The organism is Mesorhizobium sp. M6A.T.Cr.TU.014.01.1.1, from assembly GCF_004022765.1.
Classification (GTDB): Bacteria; Pseudomonadota; Alphaproteobacteria; order Rhizobiales; family Rhizobiaceae; genus Mesorhizobium; species Mesorhizobium mediterraneum.
The window spans coordinates 148,975-166,961 of sequence record NZ_RZPG01000002.1; the positions used below are offsets into that span (position 1 = coordinate 148,975).

14 protein-coding genes are annotated in these 17,987 nt (G+C 61.3%); 6 read left to right on the forward strand and 8 right to left on the reverse strand.

All coding sequences use genetic code 11. The features are described 5' to 3' along the window. Positions 1–63: 63 nt before the first annotated feature. Positions 64–258, reverse strand: coding sequence for a DUF2735 domain-containing protein (locus EN885_RS03230; protein ID WP_128241071.1), 195 nt, complete (start codon positions 256–258; stop codon positions 64–66). A gap of 317 nt (positions 259–575) precedes the next feature. Here EN885_RS03230 and EN885_RS03235 point away from each other — a divergent pair, with 317 nt between their 5' ends. After that, positions 576–1,613: a glutamine synthetase beta-grasp domain-containing protein gene (locus EN885_RS03235; protein ID WP_095488579.1), complete on the forward strand. Its 1,038-nt coding sequence runs from the start codon at positions 576–578 to the stop codon at positions 1,611–1,613. 142 nt (positions 1,614–1,755) lie between these two features. On the opposite strand, the gene EN885_RS03240 is transcribed toward EN885_RS03235, so the two are convergent. From EN885_RS03240 to EN885_RS03255, 4 genes are all read right to left on the reverse strand, one after another. Continuing rightward, entirely contained in the window at positions 1,756–2,067 is a 312-nt protein-coding gene (locus tag EN885_RS03240) for a hypothetical protein (RefSeq protein ID WP_128241070.1), read from the reverse strand. A 39-nt stretch (positions 2,068–2,106) separates the two neighbouring features. Then, positions 2,107–4,623: an MBL fold metallo-hydrolase gene (locus EN885_RS03245; RefSeq protein ID WP_164897775.1), complete on the reverse strand. Its 2,517-nt coding sequence runs from the start codon at positions 4,621–4,623 to the stop codon at positions 2,107–2,109. Positions 4,624–4,870: 247 nt separating this feature from the next. Then, positions 4,871–6,280, reverse strand: coding sequence for a type I glutamate--ammonia ligase (gene glnA / locus EN885_RS03250; protein WP_095488582.1), 1,410 nt, complete (start codon positions 6,278–6,280; stop codon positions 4,871–4,873). A gap of 54 nt (positions 6,281–6,334) precedes the next feature. Next, on the reverse strand, positions 6,335–6,673 hold the full coding sequence (locus EN885_RS03255; protein WP_006205430.1) for a P-II family nitrogen regulator: 339 nt from the start codon (positions 6,671–6,673) through the stop codon (positions 6,335–6,337). 400 nt (positions 6,674–7,073) lie between these two features. Here EN885_RS03255 and EN885_RS03260 point away from each other — a divergent pair, with 400 nt between their 5' ends. Beyond that, the gene (locus EN885_RS03260; protein ID WP_128241068.1) at positions 7,074–8,606 is read left to right on the forward strand and encodes an NAD(P)H-hydrate dehydratase; all 1,533 of its coding nucleotides are present in this window, start codon (positions 7,074–7,076) and stop codon (positions 8,604–8,606) included. Next, on the forward strand, positions 8,603–10,606 hold the full coding sequence (locus tag EN885_RS03265; protein WP_128241067.1) for a hypothetical protein: 2,004 nt from the start codon (positions 8,603–8,605) through the stop codon (positions 10,604–10,606). Before EN885_RS03260 ends, EN885_RS03265 begins: the two co-directional genes overlap by 4 nt. Before the next feature lie 36 nt (positions 10,607–10,642). On the opposite strand, the gene EN885_RS03270 is transcribed toward EN885_RS03265, so the two are convergent. After that, on the reverse strand, positions 10,643–12,175 hold the full coding sequence (locus EN885_RS03270; protein ID WP_128241066.1) for an acyl-CoA carboxylase subunit beta: 1,533 nt from the start codon (positions 12,173–12,175) through the stop codon (positions 10,643–10,645). Positions 12,176–12,581: 406 nt separating this feature from the next. On the opposite strand from EN885_RS03270, the gene EN885_RS03275 reads away from it, so the two are divergent. Beyond that, complete coding sequence (locus tag EN885_RS03275; protein WP_127206124.1) at positions 12,582–13,985, forward strand: DEAD/DEAH box helicase; 1,404 nt, start codon at positions 12,582–12,584, stop codon at positions 13,983–13,985. Between the two features lie 98 nt (positions 13,986–14,083). Here EN885_RS03275 and EN885_RS03280 read toward each other — a convergent pair whose 3' ends face one another. Together EN885_RS03280 and EN885_RS03285 are read right to left on the reverse strand one after the other, a co-directional pair. Next, positions 14,084–15,058, reverse strand: a complete 975-nt coding sequence (locus tag EN885_RS03280) for an alpha/beta fold hydrolase (protein ID WP_128241065.1) — start codon at positions 15,056–15,058, stop codon at positions 14,084–14,086. Positions 15,059–15,156: 98 nt separating this feature from the next. Continuing rightward, positions 15,157–15,978, reverse strand: coding sequence for an SDR family oxidoreductase (locus EN885_RS03285; protein ID WP_095488587.1), 822 nt, complete (start codon positions 15,976–15,978; stop codon positions 15,157–15,159). A 213-nt stretch (positions 15,979–16,191) separates the two neighbouring features. Between EN885_RS03285 and EN885_RS03290 the strand changes: the two genes are divergently transcribed. After that, positions 16,192–17,226 (forward strand): cysteine synthase A, encoded by a 1,035-nt coding sequence (locus tag EN885_RS03290; RefSeq protein WP_095488588.1) that lies wholly within the window; start codon positions 16,192–16,194, stop codon positions 17,224–17,226. Next, the gene (locus EN885_RS03295; protein ID WP_128241064.1) at positions 17,226–17,969 is read left to right on the forward strand and encodes an alanyl-tRNA editing protein; all 744 of its coding nucleotides are present in this window, start codon (positions 17,226–17,228) and stop codon (positions 17,967–17,969) included. Before EN885_RS03290 ends, EN885_RS03295 begins: the two co-directional genes overlap by 1 nt. Positions 17,970–17,987: the final 18 nt, after the last annotated feature.

Consider the following 17,987-nt stretch of genomic DNA (forward strand, 5'->3'; position numbering starts at 1 on the left):
CCCGGCGCGAGTGATCGCGCCGGGCTTTTCAATTCGTTGGAAGCGAGGCGGAAGGAAGGCCCTTCAGCTCTTCCGCTCCTGATTCTCTTCTTCGATGGCCGCTTCGTGATACCAGCCGCTTCCGAAATCCGTACGGTTGCGCAATGAAGCAAGTTCTGCCGCGAACTTAGCCTTTCCGCTTAAATTTGAGGCAGAAGCGCGCGCTGCCACCGGGAACGTCAGAATCTTGGCCGACTGACGGGTAGGGGTGATTTCCATTGTCGGTCTCCTTTCTTCTGCAGAGCCTTGCCGATTCAATCTTTCCCGAAGATAGGTTCTGCAATCCAGTTAGGCAATATGATTATAAAAAGATCAGAAACTGCCTATTATTTATACAAAACATGCTTGTGATTGATCCGGACGCATTGCGATGACGACGCAACGAATTTGTCGGGATGCGGCGTCAGTTTTGTCGCATCCTTTGCCGGTGAAAATGGCACACGAATTGCTTTTTAATAATCCGGCAGGTCGGCTGCAGTGTGGCTGGCACGCCGGCGCCGTCCAAGGTTCGGTGATCAAAGCAACGAGAGGCTAGAATGACGAAATACAAGCTCGAGTACATTTGGCTCGATGGATACACCCCGGTTCCCAACCTTCGCGGAAAGACGCAGATCAAGGAATATGCCGAGTTCCCGACGCTCGACCAGCTTCCGCTGTGGGGCTTCGACGGTTCTTCGACCATGCAGGCCGAGGGCCACTCGTCCGACTGCGTGCTGAAGCCGGTCGCCATCTATCCGGATCCCGCGCGCACCAATGGCGTGCTCGTCATGTGCGAAGTCATGATGCCGGACGGCGTGACGCCGCATGCATCCAACAAGCGCGCCACCATCCTCGATGACGAGGGCGCCTGGTTCGGCTTCGAGCAGGAGTATTTCTTCTACAAGGATGGCCGCCCGCTCGGCTTCCCCGAAAGCGGTTACCCGGCGCCGCAAGGCCCGTATTACACCGGCGTCGGCTACAGCAACGTCGGCAGCGTCGCCCGGCAGATCGTCGAGGAGCATCTCGATCTCTGCCTTGCCGCCGGCATCAACCATGAAGGCATCAACGCCGAGGTCGCCAAAGGCCAGTGGGAATTCCAGATTTTCGGCAAGGGCTCCAAGAAGGCCGCCGACCAGATGTGGATGGCCCGCTACCTGATGCAGCGCCTCACCGAGAAATACGGCATCGACATCGAATATCACTGCAAGCCGCTCGGCGACACCGACTGGAATGGTTCCGGCATGCACGCCAATTTCTCGACCGCCCATATGCGCGAAGTCGGTGGCAAGGCCTATTTCGAGGCGCTGATGGCCGCCTTCGACAAAAACTTGATGGATCACATCGCAGTCTATGGCCCGGACAACGACAAGCGTTTGACCGGCAAGCATGAGACCGCGCCGTGGAACAGGTTCAGCTATGGCATCGCCGACCGCGGCGCCTCGATCCGAGTGCCGCATTCCTTCATCAACAACGGCTATAAGGGTTATCTCGAGGATCGCCGCCCGAACTCGCAGGGCGACCCCTACCAGATCGCTTCCCAGATCCTGAAGACGATCGCCTCCGTGAGCACGGCAGAGAAGAAGGCCGCAGCCTGAGCATTCCGCACGGCGTAGACGCCAGCGTCTGCGCCGTGATGTGGCGGATGATGTCTTTGACTCGCCGCAACTAAAGACAGTCGAGCATCGAGATTGTTCGCAACGATAGCGGGCTGAAGCTAAAGATAGTGGGTCTGAAGCTTCAGCCCTGCGTGCCGACTACCTTGTTACCGCGCACAATTACAGTCTTCCGGCCGGGGGCGAAATCGTGCTCGCCCTGACGTTCCATAACCACCAACGCCGCATCATCGGATTCATTGGGGTCTCGGACGCGGCCCGCCCCGGCATCCGACCCGCGCGGTTTTCCCTGGCCGAAGTATTTTACTTTCAGATGGTCAAGGTCCGCTCCAACCCCGTCGACCTTGGGAAGCGACGTAGAGTCGATCGGAATCTCATCGATCGCCGTCCAACCCTTCATATTTTGTTCTGCAATTGTCTTGGGACTCTTCGCCATGACAGCCACCTTTCTAATCCCACACTACCACCGCTTGGACTACCATCCCAGTCCCAAGCAAGTGAATTGCCTCAGGATTTTATACTCGATCGCCCATTCCGGGGCAGTTACACGGCCGTGAGGCATATCCCTTATATAGGCCTGCTTGGCTTGAAACAAAGCCTGCGCCGGCGCAGCCCCAGCTGCGAAGGCCATCCAGAAGCTGCGGTGGATGGGCTCCCCGAAAAAATTCAGCTGACCGTCCAACGGCGAATAGTGGGCACCGGTGCAACCGACATAGGCGAGCGCTCCGAGCTCCAAAAAACGCAATGCCAACGACGAAGCGACGGTCCTCGGCGTGACCGCCCAGTGATCGCTTGCCCGTGTCGCGATCTCCTGCACCGTCAGGGCGCCCCAGCAACAGCCGGTGAGCACGGTGGCTCCATGGGCCTTGATGGCGCCGGCAAGATTGGTGAGGTTCACCGCCTCGACCGCTCCTCCATCGTCTTCGCCCCAAAACCGGGTTCCGTCGGTGTCGGAACCGTGTAGCATGAAATAGAGCTGCCGCGCATCGAAGTGCCCGGTCCGAACGTTTCCGAAGTCGTCCGGGCCGCTGACCAACATTTGACCCCGTCCGCCAAGCCTACGGAACACGTTATCCGCAAACGGTCGCTCGGCATTCCGCGACGCGAACTTGATCGGTGTGGTGCGGTTGTCTTCGGCCGTGAGGCAACCCAGCAGGAACGCCGCGCTCGAACAGTCGGGAATTCGCGACACTGGCAATTCCCCGAGACCGTCTCCGTCGACATCGCCATATCGTTGGTCGCTCCAGACGACAAAGCGGTCAGGATCCGAATTCGCCGAGACTCTGTCCCTCAGGTCTGGAGGCAGAACGTCGTATATCAGCGCGGGCACGACATTGTAGTCGCCGAGGATTACAACACCCTTCACTCCCGTCGCGCTATTCCTGATCTTGGTGAAGGTAGCTTCCTCGCCCGTGGCTTCGACAAGCGTACTGCCGCCTTCCTCGATCATGGTCCTCGCCGTGTCATAACCTGCATCGCCGATCTTGCGCCGCAGCCGTTGAGGATCAGTCAAGAACAACAGCCTGGGCAGGACACGGCGATTTCCCAGATAGCGCTTCGTCATATCGTCGGAGGCAGAAACCGCACCAACTGTGTTTTGCTCGATGTCTACCGTGATGGTTACCCGCTTCAGCAGTGCCGGGATCTTCGCGGTGATCTCCAAAATTGCATCGGCCGGAAGCTGAGACGCGGCCATCCCGGAAATTGGATTTCCGCCAAGCGAGGCCGGTGGCGGCCCAGCCGGCATTGTCACCGTTGAGATGGCCGTTGCGGGCTCGAGGACCAATTCGTCACGCGGTTTGGGCTGTGGATCGCTCAATTCGCCCTCTGTTATGCTGATCCTTACCTGTCCCCGGGAAACGTCGACCGTGAACTGGCCGTTCTTGTCCGTTCTGGCCCAGATGAGCGGATTGCTTGAATTGCGAAGCAGCCGCAGCACCTTTGGATTTGGATGCGCCGCTCCGTTGCGGCCGGTCGACATACCAAAGAATCGGGTGTCGGGGAATCGCGACAGCACATGCTCCTCGAAAGCGTTGTAGGAGGCATGGTGCGGCAGCTTGATGAACGCATACGGTCCCGCTTCGACCACATGGTCCAAAAGAGCCGCCATTTCATTTTCAAGGCCTTCGACCTCGGCCTCGGCGAACTGCATGTCGCCGGTGAGCAAGCAACGATTGGCTCCTTTTCCCACGGAGATGACAATGCTCTGGTTATTCTTGGCGGCGCCTGCGCCAGGTCTGTCGAGAAAGTCGAGGACGGCATCGGGAAGAATGACGTCCGGTGTCGGATTGCCGTCGGTAAGTGTCCGGTAGATGGCCACGTCGTCGAGATCGCCGGCCTGCAGGCTGGCAATCGCGTCGACAGCGTCACGATCGAATTGCGCGATGGTTTCCGCGCACAGGACAATTTGTTCCGCTGACGGTCCGAGAACCTTCAGACCGATATTGCGGAACTGCTCTTCAAGATCAGAAATCTCCGGATCGTCGAGACCGCGGTAGCGAACGACTCTCGTGCCGCGCTGCTCCAATGTTTCAATCATCTCGATGTACAGATCACGCTGGGAAGCGGCGTCGGATATGAACGCCTGTACGGTTGCATCGCTCAATCCGGGAGCCAGAGGCTCTTCCTGAAGGCTGGCCAGGACACGAAACCGCAGGCGATCGGATGCATCGCTGCCGAGCGCGAGTCCATATCCAGCAAACTCATCGGCAACCAGAGCGACCTTGGGCGCGATGACCTCCCGCTCAACCATTTCCGGCAGGCACCCGATGTGATCGGAATGACAGTGCGTCAGGATGAGCAGAGAAAGTTCGAGCGGTCCTTCCGGCTGGTCCATCAATTCACGGAGCTGCGCGGGGATGGAAAGGTGCCCAGAGGATCCTGTGAAGTCGCCCTTGTGAGCACCGTCGATAAGGATGGTTCTGCTGTTCGCCTGAATCAATATGCAGTCGCCATACTGGCTTTGACCTACATCGAGAAAATGGATTTGCATCGCCCCCTCCGCTTGATAAGCCACCGCCTTAGTATGATGCATTAGCGATCGACAATAAATAGGTCGCGTTAAAGAGCACTAATATAACGTTCCTGTTGCCGTACTATGAAAACCTCGCATTGTTTTCTGCCTATCCGACTTACCGACTTCTATCCGCACGGCCATATCTCGATTGGCTCCTACGACAGATGACAAGAAAAAACCCCGGCGTCTCCGCCGGGGTTTTTTCTTGTCTCTTAACGGTCGGTCAGACCGAATAATACATGTCATACTCGACCGGATGCGGGGTCATTTCGAAGCGCATCACTTCGGCCATCTTGAGCTCGATATAGCTGTCGATCTGGTCGTCGTCGAACACGCCGCCGGCCTTCAGGAAGCCGCGGTCCTTGTCGAGGTTCTGCAGCGCTTCGCGCAGAGAGCCGCAGACGGTTGGGATCTTCTTCAGTTCCTTCGGCGGCAGGTCATAGAGATCCTTGTCCATCGGCTGGCCGGGATGGATCTTGTTCTTGATGCCGTCGAGGCCGGCCATCAGCATGGCGGCAAAGGCGAGGTAGGGGTTCGCTCCCGGATCGGGGAAGCGGACCTCGACGCGCTTGGCCTTCGGCGATGAGCCGAATGGAATGCGGCAGGAGGCAGAGCGGTTGCGGGCCGAATAGGCGAGCAGCACCGGCGCTTCATAGCCGGGCACCAAGCGCTTGTAGGAGTTGGTAAGCGGGTTGGTGAAGGCATTGATGGCCTTGGCGTGCTTGATGATGCCGCCGATGTAAAACAGGCAGCTCTCCGAGAGGCCGGCATATTCATTGCCCGCGAAGGTCGGCTTGCCGCCCTTCCAGATCGACTGGTGGACGTGCATGCCCGAGCCGTTGTCGCCGAAGACCGGCTTCGGCATGAAGGTGGCCGTCTTGCCGTAGGCGTTGGCGACCTGGTGCACGACATACTTGTAGATCAGCATCTTGTCGGCGTTGCGGACCAGCGTGTCGAACTTGATGCCGAGCTCGTGCTGGGCAGCTGCGACTTCGTGGTGATGCTTTTCGACGCGCACGCCCATTTCGGCGAGCACGGTCAGCATCTCCGAGCGCATGTCCTGTGCCGAATCGATCGGCGGCACCGGGAAATAGCCGCCCTTGATACGCGGACGGTGACCGAGGTTGCCGGTCTCATAGTCGGTGTCGTCGTTGGACGGCAATTCGGTCGAGTCGAGCTTGAAGCCGGTGTTGTACGGGTCGGCCTTGTACTTGACATCGTCAAAGACGAAGAACTCGGCTTCCGGGCCGACGAAGATCTGATCGCCGATGCCTTCGGCCTTCATGTAGGCTTCGGCCTTCTTGGCGGTGCCGCGCGGGTCGCGGTTGTAGGACTCTCCGGAAATCGGATCGAGGATGTCGCACAGGATGACCATGGTCGACTGTGCGAAGAACGGGTCCATATGCACCGTCTCGGTGTCGGGCATCAGCACCATGTCGGACTCGTTGATCGCCTTCCAGCCGGCGATGGAGGATCCGTCGAACATGACGCCGTCGGCAAACATGTCTTCCTCGACCTCAACGACATCCATCGTCACGTGCTGCAGCTTGCCCTTCGGATCTGTGAAGCGCAGGTCAACGAATTTCACGTCGTTGTCCTTGATCTGCTTCATGATGTCTTTGGCTGTCGTCATGTCATGTTTCCCTGTCTGATGACGTTTCGAGGAGATGATCTGAAATCAGAAACCTCAGACCGCGTCCATCCCTGTTTCGCCGGTGCGGATGCGCACGACTTCCTCGATGTTGGAGACGAAGATCTTGCCGTCGCCGATGCGGCCGGTCTGGGCGGCCTTTCGGATGGCTTCGATCGCGCCTTCGACTGCGTCGTCACCGAGCACGACCTCGATTTTCACCTTGGGCAGAAAATCGACAACATATTCGGCGCCGCGATAGAGTTCGGTATGGCCCTTCTGGCGGCCAAAACCCTTGGCCTCCGTAACGGTGATGCCTTGCAGCCCGGCCTCCTGAAGCGCTTCCTTCACTTCGTCTAGCTTGAACGGCTTGATGATCGCTTCGATCTTTTTCATGTAAAAAGTGGCCTCCACTGCCAAAAAGACGGGTTGTGAGCCCCGCTTGCGCCTCCTTCAAGCACGAACTGTGCCAATTTGAGGGGATTCGAAGCGGTATCACGCGATTTCGATGCCATGCCGCGTCAGGATGTGATTTCGCGTCATTCGCTGCGTTGGATGCGTCATGGATACTGGGAACCTACACATTGTCAGCGCTCCCGTCCGCACAATAATTGAGCATATAGCGCACTTTGCAGGCATTTGTGTTTCGGCGACGCCATTGTCCCCAACGATGTGCTTACAGATTGCGCCATCTCGGCACCCGTTTGCTTCGAACCGAAAACTGGACGATCTTTGAACACAGGACCGGGGTTTTGAACACAAGGATCGGGCTTGAGCCAATGCGTATCGGCACTCCATGAGTAGCGAACTTTTGTCTCCGGCCGAGATGACCGAGGCCGACCGGCTGGCGATCGCCACCGGCCCATTGGCCGGCATCGACCTTATGCGCAACGCAGGTGCCGCGGTCTCTGCCGTGGTGCTCGCCCATTTTCCAGTTGCCAGACGGGCCCACGTCCTGTGCGGTCCCGGCAACAACGGTGGCGACGGATATGTCGTCGCCCGCATTCTGAGGGACAGCGCCGTCGACGTAACCGTGTGGGCGTCCGGCTCGCCGAAAGCCGGCAGCGACGCGGCGCTCGCTGCTTCGGAGTGCCCGGTCAGGCTTCGGCCGCTATCGGAGTTTGTTGCCGAGGCAGGTTCGATCGTGGTCGACGCGCTCTATGGGGCAGGGCTGTCCAAGCCGTTGTCCGGCGATGCCGCCAGGGCGGTCGAGGTTGCGACAGAACTGAACCTGCCAGTCGTCGCGGTCGATCTGCCTTCAGGTGTATCAGGCGAGAGCGGCCAGAGTCTCGGCCACGCATTCCGCGCCCGGATCACGGTGACGTTCGCGCGGAAAAAGCCCGGCCATCTGCTGTTGCCTGGGCGCGAGATGTGCGGCGAGCTGGTGCTTGCCGACATCGGCATCGGCGACGGGATCATTGCGCAGCTTGAACCGCGGACCTTCGAGAACACCCCGCCGCTTTGGATCGGGGATTTCCCGGTTCCAGCCGTCGACACCCATAAATACAGGCGCGGCCATGTCGGCGTTTTTTCCGGCGGGCCATCGGCGACGGGTGCCGCACGGCTGTCGGCGCTTGCCGCGGCCAGAAGCGGGGCAGGGGCGGTGACCGTGCTGTCGCCGGCGAACGCGCTGCAGGTAAATGCCGCGCATCTGACCTCGATCATGCTGCACAAGAGTGACAGCGTTGCGGACGTACAGGAATTCATCGGCCGCCGCCGGCCGTCGGCTTTCGTCCTCGGGCCCGGATTTGGCGTCGGCGAAAAAACACGTGATTTTGCCCTCGGCGTGCTGGCTACCGAGCAGCGGCCAGACGGCAGGGTCGACGGGCTGGTGCTCGATGCCGATGGCATCACTTCGTTTCGCGATGCGCCGAACGTTTTGTTCGAAGCCGCCCGTCGTCCGAACGCGCCGGCGCTGGTGCTGACGCCGCATGAGGGCGAATTCGCCAGGCTGTTTCCGGACATCGCCGGAGACACGAACCTGTCCAAGCTGGCCAAGGCGCGCACTGCCGCCGAGCGCGCCGGCGCCATCGTCGTCTACAAGGGCGCGGACACCGTGATCGCGGCGCCCGATGGCAGAGCAGCGATCAACGGCAATGGCGCGCCATGGCTGGCCACCGCCGGTTCGGGCGACGTGCTGTCGGGCATCATCGCCGGCTTTCTGGCGCAAGGCATGCCGGCTTTCGAAGCCGCCTGCGCAGCGGTCTGGATCCATGCCGAGGCCGGCAGCCGTTTCGGACCGGGGCTGATCGCCGAAGACTTGCCGCTGGCGCTGCTGCCGGTGCTGCGCGAGCTTGCCGAACGTCGCAACGAGGTGATTGCTCGATGAACCGCTGGGTCGCGCTGCTTGCCGCAATCTTCATCGCCGTTTTCATGGCGCACACCGCGCGTGCCGAAAGTCCGGTGACAATCATCGACGATCCGGCCGTGCTCGCCGCCCTCGACGCCAAGGGTTTTGGGTTCACCGGCATTTTCGGCGTCGATGGCAAGGGCGACCTGAAGACGCTCTATGACAAGGCGGCTGCCTATCATCAGATCGTCGAAACGGTTGCCAGCGATGTCGCCGCGCTGCGGGCCGAGATGAAGGCTGGCGGGCGGCCGCTCTACGAAGTCACCGACGGCAATGTCGGCCGCATCATGGACATGCGCTGGTTGAAGACCGGCGCCGCGCGCTTCCGGCTGGTCGGCGTCGTCAACCGGCTCGACCGGCGCGATTTCATTGAAGCGCGCGGCGAGGGCAGCTGCGGCGAGGTGCGGTTCATCTATCGCCTTGCCTACAGCTTCAAGAAAAACGGCAAGATTCTGGCTTCGCGCCTGCCGTTCAACTTCAATGCCATCTACAGCGCCGCGCCGGACGCCGATGGCGGCTGCGTTGGCGTTGCCGGGCGCTGGACGCCACAGCTCGATGAGACCGTCGATGCCGGTTGGCTCATCGGCGGGCCGCTGGAGAAGGGCGGGCTGAGTTTCAAGCAGCTCGAGCTCAACGCCCAGGTGGTGCGCTTTCCCTCCGGCCAGGAGACCGAATTCGGCGGGCAGGCCGCCTATCTCATGCGGATTTTCGGCATCGACGGCGCGGCGGTCAGCGAGAGGCCGCTGGAAAACACGCCGGATGTGGCGCTGCTCTCGGAAGACGCCGCGCTGAAAGCAAAACTCGCCGACTATATCAGCGCCAATCTCGCGGCGGTCGATCTCGGCGTCTATGAAATCCCGGATGAATTCCTGGCGAAGAAAATCCTCTCGTGGTCGACTTTCGGCAGCGCGAGGCAGGCCAACCACCCGTTCACGCCGCTGTTCCAGCCCGCGGATTTTGTCGGGCACGACTATTCCGCGCTGAAACTGGTGCGCACGCCGGAAGCGCTGGTCGAACGGCTGGATAATGGCGCCTGCCAGGGATGCCATCAGGCGGGTTCGACCGCCGGTTTCCATTTCATCGGTCTCGACGACAAGACGACCTCGCCGCTGAACCGCATCGAGGTCGGCATCTCACCGCATCTTCATGCCGAGATGCCGCGGCGCGAGGCCTGGCTGCGCGCGACGGCAGAGGGCAAGGAGCCGAACCGCTTCCGCCCATTGTCCTTCGCGCCGCCGGCCACATGGAAGGACGCCGGCGAGGTCGCCTATGCGCCAGCCGCAATGGCGATGCCGTGCCTGATGCCGGGGGATGCGGCCCGCTTCGGCGCGACTTGGCAATGCGGTGGCGGCACTGTCTGCACGCCGCTGGCGAGTGCGTCGGGGGTGCGGACCAATTTGGCGCAATGCCTGTTGCCTAAGGACAGCGACAAGATGTTTGCTGGCCACCCGTGCCTGACCGGCTCGATCGCCAGCAACGGCACGCAGCCTTTCAACGACCGCTACAGCATATCAGGCCAGTTTGCGGCCTTCGCGCCCGACATTTCGCGCACCGCCTACACGTGCCGGCCGCCGAAGATCGGCGTGCCGGCCGGCATCGCCTATCGCGGCTGCGACAACAAGGATCGTGCCTTTGCTGGCTTCAAGCCGGGCAAGCCGATGCCGAACGAGATCTGCGGGCTGGTCGGCGGCAAGAAATTCGACACTTGCGTGGCAACCAACAATTTCGACCAGTGCCTCGGCGGCGCGGTCAATCGCGGCAACCGGCCGGCTTGCTCGGCCGATCATTTCTGCCGCGAGGACTATATGTGCCAGTCGCTGCCACCAGACACGCCTGGTATCGGTAAGGTGAAAGGTATCGGCTTCTGCTCGCCGACCTATTTCATTTTTCAGATGCGCATCGACAACCACGCGACACCTTGGGCGGGCGCTGTCCGTGCCACCATGGGAGCAGGATTTGGCGCGGCGGAAGCGGAGTGAGCTTTTGCTGTGGTCGCTTTCGCGCTGTCAGCGCCGTCACAGCGGAATGTTGTCGTGCTTCTTCCAAGGGTTCTGCATATCCTTGTTGCGCAGCATGCGGAGCGCGCGCGCGATGCGACGACGGGTCGAATGTGGCATGATCACCTCATCGACGTAGCCGCGCTCGGCGGCGACGAAGGGCGACAGGAAGCGATCCTCGTAAGCCTTTGTATGCGCTGCGATCTTCTCCGCATCGCCGATGTCCTTGCGATAGATGATCTCAACGGCGCCTCTGGCGCCCATCACTGCGATCTGCGCCGTCGGCCAGGCATAGTTCATGTCGCCGCGCAGATGCTTTGACGCCATCACGTCATACGCACCGCCATAGGCCTTTCGGGTGATGACGGTGATCTTCGGAACGGTCGCCTCGGCATAGGCGAACAAAAGCTTGGCGCCATGCTTGATCAGCCCGCCATATTCCTGCGCGGTGCCGGGCAGAAAGCCCGGAACGTCGACTAAGGTGACGATCGGAATCGAGAAACAGTCGCAGAAGCGCACGAACCGCGCCGCCTTGCGGCTGGCGTCCGAATCGAGCACGCCCGCCAGCACCATCGGCTGGTTGGCGACGAAGCCGACCGTGCGGCCTTCAACGCGCCCAAAACCGGTGACGATGTTTTTCGCAAAATTCTGCTGGATCTCGAAGAAGTCACCCTCGTCGGCAACTTTAAGGATCAACTCCTTGATGTCGTAGGGTTTGTTGGCGTTGTCGGGGATCAGCCGGTCGAGCGACAGATCGTGATCGGTGACCGACTGGTAGCATTCGATCTCGGGGATATCAGCCGTATTGGAGGCAGGCAGCAGATCGACCAGCCGGCGCATCTGCAGCAACGCCTCGACGTCATTGTCATATGCGCCATCGGCGATCGAGGACTTGGTCGTGTGGACGAAGGCGCCGCCGAGGCTCTCGGCGGTCACTGTTTCGTTGGTGACGGTCTTCACCACGTCCGGCCCGGTGACGAACATGTAAGAGGTGTCGCGCACCATGAAGATGAAGTCGGTCATGGCCGGCGAATAAACGTCGCCGCCGGCGCAAGGGCCCATGATTAGTGAAATCTGCGGGATGACGCCGGAGGCGAGCACATTGCGCTGGAAGATCTCGGCATAGCCGCCAAGTGCTGCCACGCCTTCCTGGATGCGGGCGCCGCCGGCGTCGTAGAGGCCGATGATCGGTGCGCGGTTGCGCAGCGCCATCTCCTGCACCTTGACCACCTTTTCGGCGTGCGCCTCGGACAGCGAGCCGCCGAACACGGTAAAATCCTTGGCGAAGACATAGACCGGGCGGCCGTTGACGGTACCCCAGCCGGTGACGACGCCGTCGCCGGCGATCTTGGTCTTCTCCATGCCGAAATCGGTCGAGCGATGCTCGACATACATGTCGAACTCCTCGAACGAGCCCTCGTCGAGAAAGACGTCGATGCGTTCTCGCGCGGTGAGCTTGCCCTTCTTGTGCTGTGCGTCGATCCGGGCCTGACCTCCGCCCATGCGTGCCATGTCGCGGCGGCGCTCGAGTTCCTTCAGCACGTCCTTCATCGGTCGATCCCCAATACGGAAGCTGATTTGTGGTAATCATGCAGGCAGGGGAGCGCAAGCGCGGCTTTTGCCGTCGATTTGCTGCGCCGCAACATGGCACCCCTTGCATTCCGCGGCGAACTGGGCCATATGCGGCGACATAGGCGCTTGGGCCGGGAGTATCCGGCCTTCTCGACGAATGAGACTGGTTGCGTCTGTTTTCCCTCTTTCCGACATATCGGCAAGGCGGCGAAAAAGCCCCGTGGCATGATGCCTGCGGGCACGACAGCGCAGCCGTGCGGACGATAGTGTCCGCCGCCTTGTCGTTTCATGACAGTTTTTTCGACGGCAGGTTGCGCCCTGCCGCCATCGATGTTTGCGGCCACGAGCCGCGTGAAAGAAGAATATTTTGACCAACGAAAACACTTTGACCGGTGAAAACAATTTGACCGGTACGAACACTGGGGAACTTTCGGGTTTCGCAGCACTTGGAATCACCGGCGCGCTGCTCAAGGCCACCCATGGCGCCGGCTTCACCGAGCCGAAGCCGATCCAGGCCCAGGCGATCCCGCCGCAGCTGGAAGGCCGTGACATTTTTGGCATCGCCCAGACCGGTTCGGGCAAGACCGCGGCGTTCGCGCTGCCGATCCTGTCGAAGATCATCGCGCTCGGCACCAAGCGCCGGCCGAAGACCGCTCGCGCGCTGATCCTGGCGCCGACGCGTGAGCTTGCCGTGCAGATCGAAGAGATGATCAAGCTGCTCGCCAAGGGCGCGCATGTCTCGACAGCACTCGTGCTTGGCGGCGTCTCGCGCTTCAGCCAGGTGAAGAAGATTGCTCCCGGCGTCGACATTTTGATTGCCACGCCCGGCCGGCTGACCGACCTGGTGCGTGAGGGCGATCTTGTGCTTGCCGACACCAAATGGCTGGTGCTGGACGAAGGCGACCGCATGCTCGACATGGGCTTCATCAACGACGTCAAGCGCATCGCCAGGGCGACCGCGCCGGACCGTCAGACGGTGCTGTTCTCGGCGACCATGCCGGCCGAAATCGCCGAACTGGCGAAAGGCCTGCTGAAGAACCCGATCCGCGTCGAGGTGGCGCCTCACAGCACCGCAGCAGCCGAGATCGTGCAGGGTGTTGTCTTCGCCCGCACCAAGCAGAAGCGCCAGGTGCTGTCGACGATGCTCGCCGACGAGGCAATGAAGTCCGTCATCATCTTTTCGCGCACCAAGCATGGCGCCGACAGGGTGACCAAGGACCTTGAGCGCGACGGCTTCAAGGCCGCCGTCATCCACGGCAACAAGTCGCAGAACGCCCGCCAGAAGGCGCTGAACGATTTCCGCGAGGGTTCGGTGCGCATTCTTGTGGCGACCGATATCGCGGCGCGCGGCATCGACGTGCCTGGTATCAGCCACGTGGTGAATTTCGACCTGCCGGACGAGGCGGAGAGCTATGTCCACCGCATCGGCCGTACCGGCCGTAACGGCATGGACGGCATCGCCATCACGCTTTGCGATCCCTCCGAGAACAGCAAGCTGCGCCAGGTCGAGCGCATCATCCGCACCAAGCTGCCGATCGTTGCCGACCATCTCGGCAGCCCCGATCCGCAGCGCAATCCCGCCGAAAAGAACGAGCGCCATTTCGAGCCGGCCAACGACCGCAATGGTCGTCGCGACGGCAGGCGGCCAGGCGGCCAGAACAACGGCAAGAAGCGCTTCGGCGACAAGCCGGCCTTTGCCGGCGAGCGCAAGCCGGAAGGCGCCAAGCCCTTCAAGGGCAACAACAAGCGCCGCTTCGGCGGCAAGCGGCCAGCGGCGCGGGCTGCGTAATCAGATAGTTGCATCCGGCCGAGCCTATCGGGGCTCGGCTGCTCACAATTGAAAAAGGCGATCGGAGCGATGCTTCGGTCGCCTTTTTCGCCTGAGACCTACTTCACCACCGCCTCTACCCACACGACAATGCGCTGCGCGAGGAAAGCCGTCGTTGCTGGCGACAGCGCGTCACCTGCAATGACGTGGTTGTCCCGATCGCCGGTATCGTCGACCGGCACCAATTCGTGCGCGGCGCCCCAGCGCCCGGCAATTTCGCGGGTGCGGTCGGGCCGCACTATCCTGTCCGAATCCGAAAAGATGAACAGGGCAGGGATCGTCGCCTTCTCCACCGGCGCGCCATAGGCAAGCTCGGTCAGCGCCACCATCGGCAGGGTCGCGGCGATCGGATAGCGGTAGGTCCAGAATTTTTCGTGCAGCGCATTGCGTGGCACGAAGCTGTGTTCCTTGCCGGCGACTAGCTCGGCGATCGCTCGGCCCCACGGCATGGTCAGGAGTTCGGCGCCGGAAGCCTTGACGCCGAAATTCGGCGAGATGAACGCGATGGCCGCCACCCCGCCCGATGCGCCCGGCTGGGTCGCAGCCCAGGCCGCCAGCGAGCCGCCGGTCGAGGTAGCGATGACGATCACCTTGTCGCCGATCGCCCGGCCGATGGCGAGCGCTTCCTCATAGTCGTTGATCCAGGCGTTGACGCTGCCTTCGGCCATCGCAGCACCGCCCTGTCCGTGGCCGGTGAGGCGGGTGTAGTAAAGATTGGCGTCCAACTCGTCGGCCACCTCGTCGGGCAGTGGACGAACCTCGCCCTTCGATGCCGAAAAGCCGTGGATGTACACGATCGCGAGCGGCGTCCTGGCATGAACCATCGGGTTGGCCCAGATGATTTCCTTCTCCAGCCCGTCGTAGATGCCCGGTACGGCAGCCTCGTTGCGTGCCAGATAGGCTTGCGGGTCATCGCCGATCACGGAAGGATCGAAGCGGATCGTGGTATCGGCTTGCACGCGTGGGCCAAGCACGAAGGCCAGGACAAGAATGACGGCGAGACCCAGTACCGCAAGCATGATCCGTCGCCCCATTGCAGACTCCACGTAACAATTTTCAACCTATGGCCGCAAAATGCAAACACGCAACGGGCATCCTGCCGGCGGCTGGACCGCCAACTTTGATGGCCGGCTTATTCGCTCGGCGGCTTGCGGTCGAAATTCAGCGGACGTGCCTTCCAGCGGGTCGCGGTGCTGATGACCCACCGGCAGAATGGTCTCGGCAGGATGCTGAGCAGCTTCAGGCCCCAGCTCAAGCGGCGCGGGAAGGTGACTTCGAAGCCGCCGGATTTGATGCCGCGCGCCATGCGGCGCGAGGCGCGGTTGACGGGCATCAGCCCGGGCATCGGCAGCAAATTCTTCTCGGTCAGCGGCGTGTCGACAAAGCCCGGATTCATCACCTGGATGCGCACGTTCATCTTATCAAAGTCGTATTTCAGCGACTCCGCTAGGATATTGATCGCCGCCTTGGTGCCGCCATAGGCGGCCGTGGTCGGCCAGCCGAAATAGGCGGTGACCGAACCAACCAGGACGATATGGCCGCGCGCACGGACGCGCATGCGTTCGATGACCGGCACCAGGCCATTGATGATGCCGAAGTAATTGACATCGAAGGATTGGCGAAACCCGCGGACGGTGAGATCTTCGCCGGCGGTCGCAATATAGTTCCCGGCATTGAAGACGGCCAAGACGATCGGGCCGAGATCCTTCTCGATCGCCGCGACTGTCTTTGCCATGCGCTTCTCGTCGGTGACGTCGCAGGGATAGGCCGTGACACGGCCCGGCATCTGCGCCGTCTCGACGACAAGCGTGTCGATCGGTTCGTCGTCGAGCGCCGTCACCGCGACGGTATAGCCCTGAGCCGCAAGGTCCTTGGCCAGTGAACGGCCGATGCCGCTGCTGCCGCCCGTGATCCAGGCGACGCCGTGCTTCGGGTTGGCCCGATAGAGAGTCATGCTATGCCCTGCGACTTTTTCTTAGCCTGTGCTCTAGCGATGAAGAAATCGAATGAAAAGAGCGCTTTTCAGCGAAAGCTTCGAACGAATGCTGGAACGCGACATCTGTTTTAGGAATTGCAGCCCAGAAATGCCGCTGGACCAGGCAAATTCTTGCCTTGAAACCGAAGCTTCGGGTTTCTAGGGTTCCGCCGCAAGCATAAAGGAATCTCCATGCCCCGTTCTGTGATCGAAGCGATCGGTAACACGCCTCTGATCCGCCTCAACAAAGCTTCGGAAGAAACCGGCTGCGAGATCCTGGGCAAGGCCGAATTCATGAATCCGGGCCAGTCGGTCAAGGACCGCGCCGCGCTGTTCATCATCCGCGACGCCGAGCAGCGCGGGCTCTTGAGGCCGGGCGGGGTCATCGTCGAGGGGACGGCCGGCAACACCGGCATCGGATTGACGCTGGTCGCCAAGGCGCTTGGCTACCGCACCGTGATCGTCATCCCCGAGACGCAAAGCCAGGAGAAGAAGGACACGATCAAATTGCTCGGCGCCGAGCTGATCGAGGTGCCTGCCGTTCCCTACAAGAATCCCAACAATTACGTGAAACTGTCGGGCCGTCTGGCCGAGCAGATGGCCAGGTCCGAGCCGAACGGCGCGATCTGGGCCAATCAGTTCGACAACGTTGCCAACCGTGACGGCCATACCCGCACCACGGCGGAAGAAATCTGGGCCCAGACCGGCGGCAAGGTCGACGGTTTCGTCTCGGCGGTCGGCTCCGGCGGAACGCTGGCCGGCGTCGCCTTTGGGTTGAAGGCCAGGAGCAAGGACGTCAAGATCGCGCTCGCCGATCCGCTGGGTGCGGCGCTCTACAGTTTCTACACCAGCGGTGAGTTGAAATCCGAAGGCAGCTCGATCACCGAAGGCATCGGGCAGGGGCGGATCACCGCCAATCTGGAGGGGTTCACGCCGGATTTCTCCTTCCAGATTCCAGATGAGGACGCGCTGCCGATCGTCTTCGACCTGATCCAGGAGGAGGGCCTGTGCGTCGGCGGCTCGACAGGCATCAACATTGCCGGCGCGATCCGGCTGGCGCGCGAAATGGGTCCCGGCCACACCATCGTGACCGTGCTTTGCGACTACGGCACGCGCTATCAGTCGAAATTGTTCAACCCGGAATTCCTGCGCCAAAAGAAACTGCCGGTGCCGGGCTGGATGGAACAGCGAAGCACAATTTCGGTGCCGTTCGAAAAGGTTGCGTGATGGCTTACAGGACGGATGCCCTGTTTCGTGGCGACGCCTATCTCAGGACGGCTGATGCCGTGGTTGTCGCCGTCAACGACCGTGGCGGCATCATTCTGGACCGGACGATCTTCTATGCCACGTCGGGCGGGCAGCCGGGCGATACGGGCACTCTCGAACGCGCCGACGGCAGCCTGATAACTGTTGCCGCCACCATCACCGGCGAGACCAAGGACGAGATCATCCACGTGCCGCCGCCTGAGCGGGTGGCGCTTGAGATCGGCGAGTCGATAAAGCTCGCCCTCGATTGGGAGAGGCGGCATCTGCTGATGCGCATGCACACAGCCTGCCATTTGCTCACCGTCGTCTGCCCGTTCCCGATCACCGGTGCCTCGGTTTCCGAGGACGACAGCCGTGTCGACTTCGATATTCCCGATGCCGGCTTCACCAAGGAGGACGTGACGGCCAGGCTGATGGAACTGGTGCGGGCCGACCACCCGGTCTTTGTCAGGCTGATCACCGACGAGGAACTGGCGGCTAATCCCGGACTGGTGAAATCCAAGAATGTTCGGCCACCCGTCGGCACCGGCAAGATCCGCCTGGTCTGCATCGGCGACAACGCCTCGATCGACAGCCAGCCTTGCGGCGGCACCCATGTGAGGAGCACTGGAGAAGTCGGCGAGGTCCATATCGGTAAAATCGAGAAGAAGGGTCGCGAAAACCGGCGCTTCCGCATACGCTTTGGCCCGATGCCCGCGGCTTGATATATAGTTTGCCAGAGG